General features: G+C 68.6%; 14 protein-coding genes. 12 read left to right on the plus strand and 2 right to left on the minus strand.

Features of this window, described 5'->3' with window-relative positions:
• Positions 1–101 precede the first annotated feature (101 nt).
• The 8 genes from OEB96_RS20140 to OEB96_RS20175 are packed head-to-tail and all read left to right on the plus strand — an operon-like array spanning position 102 to position 8,848.
• Entirely contained in the window at positions 102–872 is a 771-nt protein-coding gene (locus tag OEB96_RS20140) for a prepilin-type N-terminal cleavage/methylation domain-containing protein (RefSeq protein ID WP_266217978.1), read from the plus strand.
• The gene (locus OEB96_RS20145) at positions 872–1,615 is read left to right on the plus strand and encodes a type II secretion system protein GspJ (RefSeq protein ID WP_266217979.1); all 744 of its coding nucleotides are present in this window, start codon (positions 872–874) and stop codon (positions 1,613–1,615) included. The genes OEB96_RS20140 and OEB96_RS20145 overlap by 1 nt, the downstream gene beginning before the upstream one ends.
• Positions 1,612–2,961, plus strand: a complete 1,350-nt coding sequence (locus OEB96_RS20150) for a type II secretion system protein GspK (RefSeq protein WP_266217980.1) — start codon at positions 1,612–1,614, stop codon at positions 2,959–2,961. Before OEB96_RS20145 ends, OEB96_RS20150 begins: the two co-directional genes overlap by 4 nt.
• A gap of 9 nt (positions 2,962–2,970) precedes the next feature.
• A complete protein-coding gene (gene pilM / locus OEB96_RS20155) occupies positions 2,971–4,818 on the plus strand; it encodes a pilus assembly protein PilM (protein WP_266217981.1) in 1,848 nt (615 codons plus the stop codon).
• A complete protein-coding gene (locus OEB96_RS20160; protein WP_266217982.1) occupies positions 4,818–5,417 on the plus strand; it encodes a hypothetical protein in 600 nt (199 codons plus the stop codon). The genes pilM and OEB96_RS20160 overlap by 1 nt, the downstream gene beginning before the upstream one ends.
• Complete coding sequence (gene gspN / locus OEB96_RS20165; protein WP_266217983.1) at positions 5,414–6,946, plus strand: type II secretion system protein GspN; 1,533 nt, start codon at positions 5,414–5,416, stop codon at positions 6,944–6,946. Before OEB96_RS20160 ends, gspN begins: the two co-directional genes overlap by 4 nt.
• A gap of 50 nt (positions 6,947–6,996) precedes the next feature.
• Positions 6,997–7,716, plus strand: coding sequence for a YqjF family protein (locus tag OEB96_RS20170; protein WP_266217984.1), 720 nt, complete (start codon positions 6,997–6,999; stop codon positions 7,714–7,716).
• 46 nt (positions 7,717–7,762) lie between these two features.
• The gene (locus OEB96_RS20175) at positions 7,763–8,848 is read left to right on the plus strand and encodes a vWA domain-containing protein (protein ID WP_266217985.1); all 1,086 of its coding nucleotides are present in this window, start codon (positions 7,763–7,765) and stop codon (positions 8,846–8,848) included.
• Positions 8,849–8,966: 118 nt separating this feature from the next.
• Here OEB96_RS20175 and OEB96_RS20180 read toward each other — a convergent pair whose 3' ends face one another.
• Complete coding sequence (locus OEB96_RS20180) at positions 8,967–10,154, minus strand: alpha/beta hydrolase family protein (protein ID WP_266217986.1); 1,188 nt, start codon at positions 10,152–10,154, stop codon at positions 8,967–8,969.
• A 221-nt stretch (positions 10,155–10,375) separates the two neighbouring features.
• Here OEB96_RS20180 and OEB96_RS20185 point away from each other — a divergent pair, with 221 nt between their 5' ends.
• The 3 genes from OEB96_RS20185 (at position 10,376) to OEB96_RS20195 (ending at position 13,874) form a co-directional block, all read left to right on the plus strand.
• Positions 10,376–11,410: a hypothetical protein gene (locus OEB96_RS20185; RefSeq protein WP_266217987.1), complete on the plus strand. Its 1,035-nt coding sequence runs from the start codon at positions 10,376–10,378 to the stop codon at positions 11,408–11,410.
• A gap of 98 nt (positions 11,411–11,508) precedes the next feature.
• The gene (locus OEB96_RS20190; protein WP_266217988.1) at positions 11,509–12,795 is read left to right on the plus strand and encodes a hypothetical protein; all 1,287 of its coding nucleotides are present in this window, start codon (positions 11,509–11,511) and stop codon (positions 12,793–12,795) included.
• 2 nt (positions 12,796–12,797) lie between these two features.
• Positions 12,798–13,874, plus strand: a complete 1,077-nt coding sequence (locus tag OEB96_RS20195; RefSeq protein ID WP_266217989.1) for a hypothetical protein — start codon at positions 12,798–12,800, stop codon at positions 13,872–13,874.
• A 543-nt stretch (positions 13,875–14,417) separates the two neighbouring features.
• Here the strand turns inward: OEB96_RS20195 and OEB96_RS20200 are convergent.
• Positions 14,418–15,227 (minus strand): hypothetical protein, encoded by an 810-nt coding sequence (locus OEB96_RS20200; RefSeq protein ID WP_266217991.1) that lies wholly within the window; start codon positions 15,225–15,227, stop codon positions 14,418–14,420.
• A 351-nt stretch (positions 15,228–15,578) separates the two neighbouring features.
• Here OEB96_RS20200 and OEB96_RS20205 point away from each other — a divergent pair, with 351 nt between their 5' ends.
• Positions 15,579–15,956 (plus strand): hypothetical protein, encoded by a 378-nt coding sequence (locus OEB96_RS20205; RefSeq protein WP_266217992.1) that lies wholly within the window; start codon positions 15,579–15,581, stop codon positions 15,954–15,956.
• The last annotated feature ends 103 nt before the right edge of the window (positions 15,957–16,059 follow it).

The raw sequence follows: 16,059 nt of genomic DNA on the forward strand, positions 1-16,059 counted from the left end.
CAGCGGTAGGCAAGCAGCCAGCCAGCTGCCCCCCAGGGGGGGGGCATGGTGTGCCCACGGCGGAGGCATGCCCCCCGCGGCCAGCGGTAGGCAAGCAGAGGGTGGCGGGCTTCACGTTGCTCGAGGTGCTGATCGCGGTCGCGATCCTCTCGATCTCGCTGACGTCGCTGCTCGGCTCGCAGATGGCGAGCCTGCGGGCGACCGATCAGGCGCGGATGCTGTCCTCGGTGGCGTTCCTGGCCGAGGGGCAGCTGGTCGAGATCGAGTACGAGCTCCAGCAAGACGGCTGGGGGCAAGACGATCAGACGTTCGACGGCGACTTCAGCGAGGAGGGCTGGCCCGAGATCGAGTACGTGTGCGTGGTCGACCTCATCGAGCTGCCCGAGTACGAGCAGCTGGTGCAGGCCAAGGACGCGTCGGAGACCGACGGCGACGACTTCTTGCAAGACGCGGGCGATCAGGCGTTCGGCATGCTCGGCATGGTGTGGCCCATCATCAAGGAGGCCATCGAGCAGTCGATCCGCAAGGCCTGGTGCACCGTGCGATGGCACGGCAGCGGCAAGCGCAAGCGCCTGTCCAGGGAGTGGCTGTGCGAGGACGAGGAGAACGAGTGCCTGACCATTGCGACGTTCTGGACCGACCCGCTCAAGCTCCAGCAGCTGCCGTCGCTCGGCGGCGGTGAGGTGGAGGAAGGCGAGGACGACGGCGGCGGTGGTGGTGGTGGCGACGACGACGGTGGCACCACGCCGGGAGGCGGCGGACGACCGGGCGGCAGCGGGCGACCCGGGGGTGGCGGCGCCGGAGGAGGCTCGCGGCCCACGATCAACCAGGGCATCCCGCAGGGTCCGGGTGGGCGAGGAGGCCTCAAGTGATGCGCATGGCACTGCGGCGTGCACGTCGGCCCTCGAGCCAGGCACGGTGCGTGGGCGGTCGCGGCCTGACCCTCATCGAGGTGATGGTGTCGCTGGCGGTGCTGGCGATGCTGATGATCTCGGTGTGGAGCAGCTTCAAGGGCACGCTGCGCGCCATGGAGGTCAGCGAGCAGATCCAGGATCGCTACGCGATCGTGCGCAACGGCATGCTCCGCATGGAGACGGAGCTGTCGATGGCGTACCTGTCGCTCAATCAGATCGAGGCCGCGATCAACTTCTCCAAGTACTACACGCTGTTCGAGGGCCGCGACGAGTTCGACTCGGACTCGGTCACGTTCTCGGCCTTTGCCCACCTGCGGATGCGCAAGGACGCCAACGAGAGCGATCAGTCGGTGATCCAGTACTTCCTGGGCTCTGACCCGGAGGACAAGAGCCGCACGCACCTCTACCGTCGCGAGTCGCGGCGGCTCACCGGCGATCGCCCCGAGGACATGGAGCGCTTCTTCCCCGCGTACGTGCTGGTGGAGGACGTGGTGAGCTTCGACGTGCAGTACTGGGACCCCACCAAGATCGAGTGGGTCGACGAGTGGCGCACCACCGCCAACGACTATCAGCCCAACCGCCTGCCCACGCGCGTCAAGATCAAGCTCGGGGTCCAGGACGGCGACGACGTGGTGTACTTCGGAACCCAGGTCCCGCTGATGATGCAGGAGCCGATCGACCTGTCGAAGGGGCAACAATGAGCGACGCCAGCCAGCCCATCGTCTGCGGCGGGTCGCCACGCCGTCGCAGGCCCCGGACCCGAGCCCACGCCGGCCAGCACGGGGTCGCCGTGCTGCTGGTCATCGCCTGCCTGGCGATCGTGGCGCCGTTCACCGCGAGCTTCAACTACCAGGCGCGGGTCGACTGGCAGTCGGCGATCAACGTGCGCGACGAGGTGACCGCGCGGCAGATCCAGCGCGGCGCGATGCAGCTGTCGCTGCTGCTGTTCGAGGTCCAGCGCATGGTGTTCAACCAAAAGCAGTTCCGCGACATGGTGGGCAGCATGGACATCACCCAGGTGGCGCCGTACCTGATGTCGGTGTTCGGCACCGAGGACGGGGCCGAGGGCCTGGGGGCGATGGTGGGCATCGACACCAGCGCGCTGTCCGAGCTGGCGATCTCGGGGGGCAGCTTCGAGTACCGGGTGGCGGCCGAGAGCGGCAAGATCAACGTCAACTGCCTGGCGGTGCAGCCGACCACTGACGGGGCCAAGGACAACCCCGCCGGGCGGGTGATCCAGACCGTCGAGAACCTGATGCTGCCCACCCTCTATGATCCGTACTTCGAGGAGCAGAAGTCCGACGGCCAGTACTACACGCGCAGCGACATCGTGCGGAACATGGCCGACTACATCGACGACGACATCAACGTCTTCGACCTGGTGAAGCTGCGCTCGGCCAGCTCGCGGCCCGAGAGCTACCGCTACACGCAGCTGTTCGATCCCTACCAGGAGCGCAACGCCCGGCTCGACACCGTCGAGGAGCTGCACCTGGTCGAGGGCATCGACGACGACTGGATGGCCGCGTTCGGCCACGAGCTGACGGTGTACGGCGGCTGCAAGGTCAACCTCAACTTCGCCAGCGCCGACCAGATCGCGCTCGTGCTCCAGCACTCGGTCTCGGCCGAGGACAAGTGGAAGACCGAGGGCGAGAACTTCCTGCTCAAGACCCTGCCGCTGGCCAACTACGTGGTGGAGAGCCGCGAGTTCTCGCTGTTCAAGGACGAAGAGGCGTTCAAGGACCTCGTGGCCCAGCCCGACATGTTCATCTCGCCGCTCGCGGCGCTGGGGGGCGACGCCGATCAGAACCAGAACCTGCCGCGGATCCCCGAGGGCATGGAGGTGCGGGTCAACGGCGGCGAGCGCAATGGCGACACGTGGGGCGGCATCAAGGACGTGGCCACGGTCATGCCCGAGAGCATCTACCGCATCGAGGTGTTCACCGAGGTGGGCGCGGTCCGCAAGCACCTCACGGCGGTCTACGACATGAAGTACGCGCGTCAGAACACCCAGGGCCAGGGGGCGTGGCTCTACATTCGGGAAGAGTGAGGAAGAGCGATGGCGCAGAAATTCGTCGGCATCGATCTCGGAGCGCACCACGTGAAGGTGGTGGTGGTCTCGGCCGGGTTGCGCGGGGTGCAGGTCACCGACGCGTTCTCCGAGCCGGTGGGGCCCGCCCCGGAGGACGACCCCGAGGTCGATCCCCTGGGGGTGGTGCTGGCCACCGCGCTCTCGGTGGTCAAGCAGCGCCGGCTGGCCTCGCTGCCGGTCGGCATCTGCCTGCCGCCATCGATGTGCAGCTACCGGGTGCTGAGCTTTCCGTTCAGTGACGAGCGCCGGATCGCGCAAGCGGTCGCGTTCGAGGCCGAGGGCCAGTTTCCGGTGGCGGTGGACGAGCTGTTCCACGGACACGTGATCGTGCCCGGCGCTGCGGGGGGCGGCAGGGCACTGGTGGCGGCGGCGCGGCGCGACAAGGTCGAGGCGATCTCCGACATCTTCAAGCGGGCGAGCGTCGACCTTCGCACCGTGACCTCGGGGGCGGTGGCGATGGCCCAGATCGCGGCGCGGCCTCCGGCCACGCCGACTCCGCCGGAGCTCTCCGAGCGGGGGCTCGAGCCCGTGTCGCTGCTGGTCGACTTCGGCCACACCAGCACGCAGCTGGTGGCGCTGTCGACCAAGGGGCCGCGTGCGATCCGGGTGGCGCGGCGCGGCGGTCGACACGTCACGGCGGCCATCGCCAAGGCCTACTCGATGGGCGAGGCGGAGGCCGAGGCCGCCAAGCACCGCGATGCGTTCCTTCCCCATCACGGGCTCGAGCAGATGAACGACGAGCAGCTCGATGCCGGCCGCGTGGTGGCCCGGGCGCTCGAGCCGCTGCTGCGAGAGATCGGTCAGACGCGGGTGTGGCTGCGGGCCACGTACAAGCTCGAGGTGGTGCGGCTGCAGATCGCCGGCGGAGGTGCGGCGCTGCAGGGCCTGGTGCCGTACCTGCGCGAGCAGACGGGGCTGCCGGTCGATCGCTTGCAGCCACAGGCGCTGCTGGTCAAGGGCACCGAGGGCAAGGACTTCGGCACCTACGCCGTCGCGCTGGGGGCCGCCTACGGAGCGGCTCGACGACCGCTCTTGCAGCTCCACGATGCGAGCAGCGCGGAGGCCGAGGGCAGCTGGGTCCAGGAGCGCATGTCGTCGCTCATCGCGATCGGGCTGGCGGTGATGGCGTTCGGGGCGCTCGACACCATCGCGCAGGTCAAGGCGCTCGAGGCCGAGCAGGCCGCCTACGAGGACGAGCTGGCCGCGGCCACGCTCGAGACCTTCGGCGAGGTGCTGGGGCCCTCGAAGATCGAGGCCACGCTCGCCGCGGTGGACGGGCAGGATCTCACGAGCCTCGTGCCCGAGAAGGGGGCGCTCGAGGTGCTCGCGATGGTGGTCGAGGCGGCCACGCCCAGCGACCTGGGGCAGGCCCCCCCGCCCGGGGCGGGGATCGACCCCGCGACCGGGCAGCCGCTGCCGCTCGTCGATCCCGTGACGGGCGAGCCCATCGAGTCCGGGGACGACGACGAGGGCGACGAAGGCGGCGACGAGCCTCCGCCCGTCGAGAAGAAGAAGGTCGAGGTCGTCGATCTGACGCGAGGCATCGTGATGTCGGACGAGCTGACGCTGAGCACGGTGGAGATCCGCGAGCGCAAGATCGAGCTGCGGGTCGAGGCCAACTCGGCCGCGGCGCAGGACCGGCTGAACTACAAGCTCAAGCAGAACTCGTGCCTCACCAACATCCAGAACGGCAAGGCCACGGGCGATCCACGCAAGCGCTTCGACATGACGATGGACAACGGCTGCTACTACGCCCAGCCCGAGACCGAGGAGACCTCGGATTCCGAGGCGGCTGACGGAGGGGAGAACGGCTGATGGCACGCGACTCCATGGGCGGAGGCTTCATGAGCCGGCTGACCCCGCGCGAGCGCACCTACATCCTGGTGCTGGTGCTGGTGTTCTTCGGGATGGGTACGCTGGTGCTGCTCTACCTGCGCGACAAGGCGCTGCGCGACATCGAGGAAGGCATCGCCTCCACGCGTCGAGCGCTCGACGCGGTCCACACGCGCGGCGCGGTCTACAAGGAGCGCCTGGCCGAGAAGGAGGAGCGCGAGGCCAAGATCTCGTCCGACACGCTGTTGTTCTCCACGCTGGTCGAGGAGTCGACGGTTGCGGGCGAGACCGTCAAGGTGAGCAACGAGGAGGAGCTGACCGCCATGGAGCTGGGCGGGGGGCTCATCAAGCGCAGCTACAAGTTCAACCTGAGCAGCGTGACCCTCGAGGACCTGGTCAAGTTCCTCACCAAGATCGAGAGCAAGCCGGGGCACGTCATCATCACCGATCACGTCGTCATTCGCTCGCCCAGCAGCGCCGAGGATCGGCTCAACGTGGAGGTGACCATCGCCACGTGGGAGCGCCGCGAGAAGGAGAAGCCGGCGGCGGCGGAAGGCACCGAGGAAGGAGCCGGGTCGTGAAGCTCACCGTCAAGCTTCCCAACTTCACGATGACCCGCGGCAAGATCCCCGGCAAGGGGGGCGGCGGGCTTCGGAGCCTGCGTCGCAACTTTCGCAAGGTCATGCTGTGGGGCAGCGTGGGCCTGGCGTTCTTCGTGCTGTTCGCCTGGCTCAGCCTGCCCACGCGAGCGCTGGCCTGGCGCATCAGCCACGAGGCCAAGGCGCGCGGCTACATCATCGACATCGAGGACATCTCGATCTCGCCGTTCGGAGGGGTGACGCTCGAGAACGTGCAGTGGACGTTCACGCCCTCGCGGCCGGGGCAGGTCCCCACCAAGTTCGTGGTGGACGAGATCGAGGTCGACGTGGGCCTGCTCGCGCTCGCGATGGGTGATCTCGACATCGACGTGGAGGCCGAGCTCGACGAGGGCACGATCACCGCACACTACGAGCAGTCCGCCGAGAAGAGCGCGTTCGCGCTCGAGGTCGCCGATCTGCCGCTCTACGGCGTACCCAAGGCCGCGCAGGCGCTCAACGCCCCGCTGCGAGGGATCCTGGCCATCAAGGTCGATCTGACCATGCCCGAGGGCAAGTTCTCGGAGGCCGAGGGCTCGATCGAGCTGACCTGCGCCGCGTGCATGGTGGGTGATGGTCAGGAGCGGCTGTTCGTGCCCGGCTCCGCCTCGCTCAAGAGCGGCGTGGTGATCCCCGAGATCGACATGGGCACGCTGGCGGGCCGCATGACGGTGGAGAACGGGATCGCCACCACCGACGGGCCGATCGAGACCAAGAGCGACGACGTGTGGATCGAGATCTCGGGGCAGATCGCGTTCAAGGATCCGTTCGCCAAGTCGCGCTTCGAGATGGTGCTCAAGTTCAACCTGAGCGAGAAGCTCCAGAACGAGAGCGAGCCGATGCGGTTCATGATCCAGACCGCCAACGCGAAGACCAAGCTCGACCCGCCCGAGCAGGGCCTGGGCTTCAAGCTCGATGGTCCGATCTCCAAGCCGCGCTTCATCGGCATCAAGACCAAGTCGAGCCGCGAGCTTCGTCTCGAGCGGCGGCAGAAGCAGGCCGAGCGCGATGCCAAGCGTCGCGCCAAGACCAAGAAGCCCACCACGCCCGTCAAGCCCACCACGCCAGCGGGCGGCGACGACGAGGGCGGTGACGACGGGCCCTCGATCGGGCAGCCGGGCGAGCCGCTCGACGTGCAGCCGTTCGATCCCGGTGATGGGGGGCGACCGGCCCTGCCGAGCGCGCAGGAGCCCTCGGAGGACTCGGCGGGCGACGAGTCGCCGCAGTATCCCACCAACCAAGAGCCCCCGTCGCAGGAGGAGCCTCCGTCGCAGGAGGAGCCCTCGCAGGACGATCCGCCGCAGGAGATTCCCCCCGAGGAGCCCAGCGACGACGGCAACGGCAACAACGAGGAGCCTGCGCCCGAGCCCGGCCCCTACGAGGGGACCGTCGAGGGCGAGGGCGGCGAGGGTGGTGGCCAGGTCGACGGTGCCGACGGTGCCGACGGGCAGCTCGACGGTGGCGAGCGTCCGTAGCTCGCGCCGAGCACGGTGGTGGGGCGTGCGTCCGCGGTAGACTGCGGGCAGTGGATCGCATTGCTCCCACGAGGCGACCGGAGGGCCCCAACGCGGGGACGCAGAGCTGGCGCGAGCTGTTGTTCGTGCACTGGGAGGTGCCGGAGGAGCTGCTGCGGCCGCTCGTGCCCGCGCGGCTGTCGATCGACACCTGGGACGGGCGAGCGATGGTGGGGATGGTTCCGTTCGCGATGCGGAACATCCGACCGCGCTGGCTGCCGCGGGTGCTGGCGCAGGACTTCCTCGAGACCAACCTGCGGACGTACGTGCACCTCGACGGGGAGGAGCCCGGGGTGTGGTTCTTCTCGCTCGAGGCCTCGTCGTGGTCGGCCGTGATGGCGGCGCGGCTGGGGTGGTCGCTGCCCTATCACCACGCGCGGATGAGCATGCGGCACGAGGGGGAGCGGATCGACTACGAGACGGTGCGGCGCAGCGATGGGGCGAGGATGGTCGCGAGCTGGACGCCCGGGGCGGTGCTGGGGGCGAGCACGCCGGGGACCGTGGAGTTCTGGCTGCTCGAGCGGTACGTGCTGTACTCGGAGCGACGGGGGCGGCTCTACCGGGGGCGGGTGCATCATCCGGCGTATCGGGCGAGGGAGGCGGAGCTGCACCTGGGGATGGAAGAGACGCTGACCCGGGCGGCGGGGGTGAGCGAGCGGTCGGCGGAGCCGGTGTTCGTGCATGCGTGCGACGGGGTGGACGTGGAGATGTTCGGGATCGTGGAGGTGTGAGGGCGAGTGCTTGTCAACGCACACGCGGCTGGCCTATCGTGATCTCATGCGCTGGTCTCGTTTCGTCGTCGTTGGGGTCGCCGGGTTCTTGGCCGTCGGATGCAACACCGGGGACTCGGACACCTCGCCGTTCGACTCGCCGATGACCAGTGCCACGGGCACCACGGCCACGGCGGACACGACCGCGGGTCCGACCTCCACCTCGCCCGGGACGGGCTCGGGCTCGAGCTCGAGCGCGGGAAGCAGCGAAGGAGTCGACGAGGACACGGGCTTCAAGTTCGACCTCGCCAACCCCGACGGATCCGAGACCAACGGGGTGACGATGGGCTGCGACAAGGTCGACATCCTGTTCGTGATCGACGACTCGGGCTCGATGTCCGACAACCAGGACAAGCTGACCGCCGCGTTCCCCGGGATGGCCCAGACGATCGACGACACGCTCGTCGACCAGCAGGGCATCGACTACCGCATCGGCGTGGTCTCCTCGAACATCACGGACGAGACGATGTGCCTGTTCGGAGCGCTGTGCGGGCCCGGGTATCTGGGGCGCTTGCAGCACGACCAAGGCCGCGTGCCGTGCAGCGACGTTCCCACGGGCAGGTGGATCGAGGGCAGCGAGGGGGCGGCCGCGGTCGGGAACCAGTTCACGTGCATCGCGTCGCTGGTCCAGGCCCAGGACTTCAACGGCTCCGAAGCGCCGCTCGAGGCCACGCGGATGGCGCTGATCGACCGGGTCACCGACGTCGAGCACTACAATCTCGGCTTCCTTCGCGACGACGCCCTGCTGGTGCTGGTGCTGGTCACCGACGAAGACGACCAGTCCGTGTGGATGTCGCCCACCAACTGGCCCCTGTTCGGTGGGCCCGGGATGATCGCGCCGGTGTCCCAGTTCCACGACATGCTCGTCGGGCTCAAGGGCGGGCACCCCGAGAACCTCGTGGCGGTGGCGATCTCCGGGCCCCAGGGGGGCGGCGGGGAGACCGATGCGCCGCGGATCCATGCATTCCTCGATCTGGTCGCGCCCAACTCGTACTGGGCGGACATCTCGGGATCGGACTACTCGACGCCGCTGCAAGAGGCGCTGGGGATCATCGAGGGGTCGTGCGAGAACTTCATCCCGCCGGCGGGGTGAGGGGTCTCGTCCATGCTCGTGCGGGGACGAACCCCCTGTACGTGCAGGGCGCCGGCCGGGAGCACCTGCACGCCGTCGATGTCGATGCCGAAGGCTGGCTGGAAGATCTCGAGGTCGGTCAGCCGATGCGAGTCGCAACCTCGAGGATCCATGCGACCATCGACTCGGGGTAGCCATCGGCGAACCGTGGTGGAGGCACGCGCTCTCCCAGGGGCCATCGGAGTAGGGAGTGGTCGGCCCCGGGCAGGATCTCGGTCCGCACGTGCTCGTTGCCACCCGTGTGCAGCGCCCGCTCGATCGCGGCCACGGCCCGCGAGGCGTCGGAGCGATCGTCCGCCTCCCCCTTGAGAACGAGCACGGGTACATCGATCCGTTGCCACAGAGGGGTGGGATCGAGGTCCATCACGCCGATCCACCATGCGTACTCCTCTCGTGGATGGACGGCGTCGGGCAGCTTGCCTGCCGCCGCGTACCAGCCCTCGGCACGGGCCGCGCGGAGCTCCTCGGTCATGGTCTCCGCCGTCACGGCACCGCGCAGGTACTCGTGGTACCGGTCGTGGAACGCCACCGCGGCGTCGACCGCTGCGGGATCGAAGCCGTTGCGCTCGAGCCGAAGGCGGATCTGGTCGTTCACCTGGGCGAGCGGGCTCACTCCGCTCGCTCCGATCACCACGATGAACGCCGGGCGCACGCCGAGGGTGGGGACCTGCGGCATGACCCATTCGGCCTCGCTGATGCCCACCAGCCCCACGCGCGTGGGGTCGACCCCGGGCACGGCTTGGAGGTGGCGCAGCATCGCCGCGGCGTCCTGGGCGTAGTCGCGGTAGGGCCCGCCATGGGTCTCGCCCGTCGACTCGCCGGCCCCGCGCTTGTCGTAGGCCACCGCCGCGATGCCTCGTCGGGCGAGCAGCCGAGCCAGGGACGAGAACTCGTCGCGCGTGGCCGGGCCCGAGCCGTGCACGAGCACCGCGCCCGCCGCATCGCTCGATCCGCGCGGTCGGCAGACCGTACCGGCCAACGTCACCGAACCGCTCGACACCTGCACCGACTCACAGGAGATCCGCCCCCAACGCTGCACCACGGCGAAGCCGAGCGCGGTGATCGAGACCAGGGCCGTGACGACCGCGGCCGTGCGAGCTCCTCGGCGGCGCGCGAGCTCGGCCAGCACGAGCGCCAGCACGAGCAGCACCATGCCTCCCATCGCGATGTCGACCACCACCGCGAGCGCAGACTCGTCGCAGAGGACCATCGTCGTACCGAGGCCGGCCACGAGCAACGGCAGCGCGCGGGTCGTGAGCGGTGGCATAGTGGTACGTGGATCGTCGATGAGCGCGCAGGGTAGCACGACGAGCACCACGATCGCGGGGACGACTGCCGGTGATGGTGCGTGCCAGCCGGTCGAGCGCGGTGGAGCCAGTCGATCCATGATTCTACGAAGTTCTGGTTGCAGGAGTTCACGGGCGGCGCAGCTTCGCCGACGTGCACGGCGATCGAATGGTGGCCCGGTCGTTGCCTCTCGTCGGAGTCTTGTCGTGCGCTCCCGGCGAGGAGCTCCCGCCGATCGTGTGGAGCGGGGAGCATCTCGACTTCGCACCGGTCGTAGGCGGCGACGAGCTGTGCGCCGGCACGCTCCCCTACATGGATCGATACCTGGGGCTTGCCGGCGATGCGTTCGATCTCTCGGTTGGACGCACGGTCTATGTGCTCGACCCGGAAGGGGAGGTGAACCCGTGCGATGCCTACGCCTGCACGATCGGGGGCACGATCTACACGCGCCGCACCCCACACGAGCACGAACTCATTCACGCCGCACGTGCCGGGACCCGGTTCCGTTTCTTCGAAGAGGGCGCCGCGCAGGCATTCGGGGAGGACGACGAGCTGAACGCCGGGCGCAACTTCGCGGATGGACCTCTACGCGAGGGGATCGAGGCAAGCGCCGACGGGTCGCTCGCGGATTCGTGGTACCCCCGCGCGGGACACTTCTTCTCCTATCTGCACCGCTACCACGGGCGTGACGTCACCTCGGCGCTCTACGAGGGCGCACCGAGGGACGCGACTGCCGACGAGGCGATCGCGGCGCTCGAGTCGGCGACGGCGATGCCGTTCGACGAGCTGGTCGCCGACTACGAGAGCGCCGAGCGGTTCTGCGAGCTGTCGCGCTGGTATCGGTACCCGCTGTTCCCGTGTGACGCTCCCGAGGCCCTGCGCCCGCGATGCGACGGAGAGGAGGCGATTCCCATCGAGATCTCGCTTGGGTGTGATGCTGCGACGGCGATCGGTCCGCGTGAAGGCGAGGTGTTCGGCTACGTTGCGATCGATATCCCTGCTGAGGGCTACTATCGGGTCGAGGGGGCACCGAGCGAGGTCGGCCATCGCGGCTCGGTGGAGTTCAAGGAATGCGCGCTGGGGTGTGCGTCGCACTATAGCGGGAGGTCATACCGTGATCTCGACGCCGAGATCTGGTTGCGTGCTGGCCGGTACTCCCTCCGATTCACTCGCAAGGTCGATGCGACCGAGCTCTCGACGATGTCCGTCACGATCGTGGGGGGCGATTGCCGGTGATGGCACGTGCCAGCCGGTCGAGCGCGGTAGAGCCAGTCGATCCATGATTCTACGAAGCTCTGGTTGCAGGGGTTCTCGGGCGGCGCAGCTTCGCCGACGTGCACGGCGATCGAATGGTGGCCCGGTCACTGCTGCCGCTCCTCGGGGTCTTGTCCTGCGGCGACCCGCCGGTCGACGATCCGGACTTCGCCTCGGACTCGGCCAGCGCGACCGATGGCGGCGCGGGTACGGGCAACGCGCCCGACGAGATGGGGACGGGGCCGACGCCTGTCGATGGCTACTGCCTCTTCGACCCGAAGGACGATCGCTACGGGTATCGCTACCAATGCGGTGGTGTCGTGTTGGTCGACGTCGTCGTCGAGCATGCGTTCGCGGGCTCTCCGGAGATGGCGTTCCTCGAATTCGTCTTTGGTCCCAAGGTAGACGGCGACAGCTACAGCGACCCGCTCGTGATGGCGTGCTGTCCGTGGTATGACCTCGACGAGCCCCACTGCGCCCAACCGCACGAGCGCGCGTGCTGGATCGATGTCATCGAGCAGGGGTGCCGCTCGATGGTCGACAAGATCGAGGCTTATGCTCACGATGCGTTCCCCGGGGCGCTCAACACCGCCAAGCGGACTGCGGTCCTCAAGGTCGCCGAGTATGTCGACGAACACCAGACCGACTGTGTCACAGCGTTCCGTGACGACACCGATATCGCCACGGTCTTGCAACTGTGCGACGTAGAGAACAACGGGGCCGTCGACTTCGGCGACATGCTGGAGAACGGCGTCTGGAGCTTCGACCCCCCGGGGCTAGTGCAGAACGTCGAACTCACTGTGTACTCCGCATGGATGTCGACGCTCCATCCGATTGGAGACGATGAGCCTGCGCCGTTGACCTGCTCGTCGGCAGACGAGAACGATGCGACGCGATTCGTCGAGGTCGACCCGCCTCCCGAGACCGTGGTGTTGCGCCTCGCATCCGGTGGTGGCGCGTCGCTCATCGGACCCTCCGCGGAGGGGGCTGCCGCGCTCGACACGACGAGCACGCTCGCGATCACGAGCGGCGCGCTCGAGAACCTCGCGCTGCACTCGGGCGCCACGACGATCGTCGCGTATGGCATGGAGATCCCCATCGAGGGTCTCCACTTGCGTCTTTGGGAGCGTGCATCCGGCGTCGCGGAAGGGTCGACGTTGACGATCGCGCCCGGCGCCGCCCGGTTCAGTGCGGGCGTCTCGGCCCTTGGCGAGAGCCGACACCGCTGGGTGACGAACGCGACGCCGATCGTCGTGGCGCACGATGCAGAGGGCTGGGCCTCGTCGGGGTTCGCGATCGAGGAAACGGTCGATGGCGAACCGTGGATGGTTGTCATCGCTGCTGCGCGGTGGCATGGGGACGGGTGAGGATGATGCGTGCCGCCGCGTTCCTCTCGTGTGTTGCGTGCGCCGGGGCCTGCGCTCCCGGCGAGGAACTCCCGCCGATCGTGTGGAGCGGGGAGCATCTCGACTTCGCACCGGTCGTAGGCGGCGACGAGCTGTGCGCCGGCACGCTCCCCTACATGGATCGATACCTGGGGCTTGCCGGCGATGCGTTTGACCTCTCGGTCGGACGCACGGTCTACGTGCTCGACCCGGAAGGGGAGGTGAACCCGTGCGATGCCTACGCGTGTGTACTTGGGGGCACGATCTACACGCGCCGCACCCCACACGAGCACGAGCTCATCCACGCCGCACGCACCAGGTCTGGGTACCGTTTCTTCGAAGAGGGCGCCGCGCAGGCATTCGGGGACGACGACGAGGTGAACGCCGGGCGCAACTTCGCGGATGGACCTCTGCGCCAGGGGATCGAGTCGTGTGCCGACGAGTCGCTCAAGGATCCGTGGTACCCCCGAGCGGGGCACTTCTTCTCCTATCTGCACCGCTACCACGGGCCCGACGTCACCTCCGCGCTGTTCCAGAACGCACCGGTCGGCGTGTCCGCCGACGAGGCGATCGCGGTGCTCGAGTCGGCGACGGCGATGTCGTTCGACGAGCTGGTCGCCGACTACGAGGACACCGAGCGGTTCTGCGATCTGTCGCGCTGGTATCGGTATCCGCTGTTCCCGTGTGACGCTCCCGAGGCCCTGCGCCCGCGGTGCGACGGAGAGGTGGCGATCCCCATCGAGATCTCGCTCGGATGCGACGCCGCGACGGCGATCGGTCCGCGTGACGACAAGGTGTTTGGCTACGTCGCGATCGACATCCCCGCGGAGGGCTACTACCGGATCGAGGGTGTGCCGAGCTATGCCGGCCATCGCGGCTCGGTGGAGTTCAAGGAATGTGCGCTGGGTTGCGCGTCTCAGTCCTTCGCGCGGTCATACCGTGAGCTCGACGCCGAGATCTGGCTGCGCGCCGGCCGGTACTCCCTCCGATTCACACGCAAGGTCGATGCGACCGCGCTCTCGACGATGTCGATCACGATCGCGGGGGACGACTGCCGGTGACTGGCCATGCTCTCTCCGCGCGCGGGGGCACGGTGCCGAGAGCATGCGCAGCACCCGCGAGGTGGGAGCAAGACGGAGGTCGGCGAGAGGTCCCGGGACATGCGCGGGAGCTCCGGTGAACGCTCGCGGATGTCCCGGGACATGCGCGAGAGCTTCGGGGAGCTGTGCAGGATGTCCCGGGACATCCGCGAGCGCTCCGCGAAGCTGTGCAGGGATGTCCCCGGACATCCACCAGCGCTTCGCGAAGCTGTACAGGGATGTCCCGGGACATCCGCGAGCGCTCCGCGAAGCTGTGCAGGGATGTCCCCGGACATCCACCAGCGCTTCGCGAAGCTGTACAGGGATGTCCCGGGACATCCACGAGAACTCCGCGAAGCTGTACAGGGATGTCCCGGGACATCCACGAGAGCTCCGCCGAGCTCACCCGAAGGCCCCCGGACATCCCCCGGCGCGAGGCCGAGCGTCCCAACGCAAGAGGCCCGGCAGGACGTACCTGCCGGGCCTTCTTGCTCGATGGGCCTGCTCGCTGCGGGCTGCGGGCTACTACGCGGATGCGTCGCCGGCTTCGCCCACCTCGGGCAGCGGGACGTCGAAGGGCTCGCTGGGCTCGGGCTCACCGGCAGCACGGGTCCGGCGGGCACGGCGGATCGGATCGAGCTGCTGCATGACGGCCTTCACGTCGTCCTCGTCGTCCTCGTCGACCTCACCCACCACGGCGCGCGCATAGCTGGCGATGGCGGCCTGGAGCGCACGCAGGGGCTCGAGCACGCGGGCGGGTTCGGAGGCGGCCTCGCGAGCCTCGGTGATGCCGAGCGCCTTGCCGTAGGCGGCGTGGGCCTGCCGCAAGAGCGGCAGGTAGGACTCGCCCACGAGCGCCTCGAGCTCGTCGGCGAGGTCGTCGGTCTCGATCTGGGCGAGCCGCCGCTCACTCTGGGCCCACTGCTCGGTGTAGGGCAGCTTGAGGAAGTCGAGCCCGGTGGCAAACAAGGTGGCGACCATCCGCTCGGCCCGCGGCGCCTGGTCGTCGTCGCCGAGCTGCATGCAGCCCTCGAGCCGCGACCGCACCGCGCTCCAGCGACGATCGAGCACGAAGTCGAACGGACGCAGATCGTCCACGGTGGGGACGGGGCGGGAGAGATCCACCCACGCGGCCTGCATCTCGGTGGCGCGGGCCCGCAGCTTGACCAGACGCTTGCGGACGGTGGTGCTCGGCCGCCGCGGAGCAGCGGCGAGGAGGGTACGAGAGAGGCTGAGGGTGGTGGCAGGATTGCGGGTGGGAACGGACGTGTAGGCGCTGGGCTCGAAGGTCGGGGGCATGCGGAGGTCCTCGGTGAGGGCCCGGGCATGACGCATGCCCGGGCTCCCATCGCGTGTGGGGGGTGGAGTGCGGCTCGAAGGAACTCGAGGCGCCGAGGCAGTAAAGGGCCTGACGGCGGGATCGCAAGCGGAAAGATGCAGGGGACGGGCGTCCCTATGTGGAGCGGGGGTGGAGGGAGGGAAGGGTGGGGGTGTGTACGGCGGACGACTTCGGCTGTCTGATCCGATCCACCCTCGTCTACCGGTTCGTTGCCATGCACTTGGCGGCTATGATCCGCTCGAGTTCGACGGCCCGACACACCCGCCTCGACACCAATGCCACGACCGCCCAGTCCCCCGCCGGGTCCCCTGCCTTCGCGGCTACGCCGGTCCCTTCTCTTGTGGCCCGTGGCCACGGCGATGCTCCAGATCCTGAGCGGCCTGGGCCACGGGCTCGTCGAGGCCATGGACCATACCGGTTCCTTGGGGCTGGCCGTGCTCGCGTTCATTGCCATCGCTGGCGTGCTCCATGTCTTGGTGAGGGTGGCCCGGCTCCCGCAGGTGAGGGCGGCGCTCCTCCGCGTGGGCGTGGGCTCCGTTCTCGTGATCGTGGGTGCCCTGGTGCTCGCGGGCATCCTGCTCATCGGCCTTGCCGGCGGGTGGACCAGCGCCACGTTTCCGTTGGCTCCCGATCTCGTGCTCTCCGTGGCGGGCTTCGGCTTCATCGCCTGCGGCGGCGCCTGGGGACTCTGGTGCACCGCCAACCTGCTGTGGGGCGACGAGTAGCCTCGATCTGGTATCTTGCCCCCCTTGGGCCATCGTGCACGGTGCTCGGTTCGACGTTCGAGCCCCGCAGACCATGTTCCACTCGTGCCGTGTTGCCTGCATC

Origin of the sequence: Paraliomyxa miuraensis (assembly GCF_026337845.1) — a bacterium.
In the GTDB taxonomy this organism is placed as follows: domain Bacteria; phylum Myxococcota_A; class Polyangia; order Nannocystales; family Nannocystaceae; genus Paraliomyxa; species Paraliomyxa miuraensis.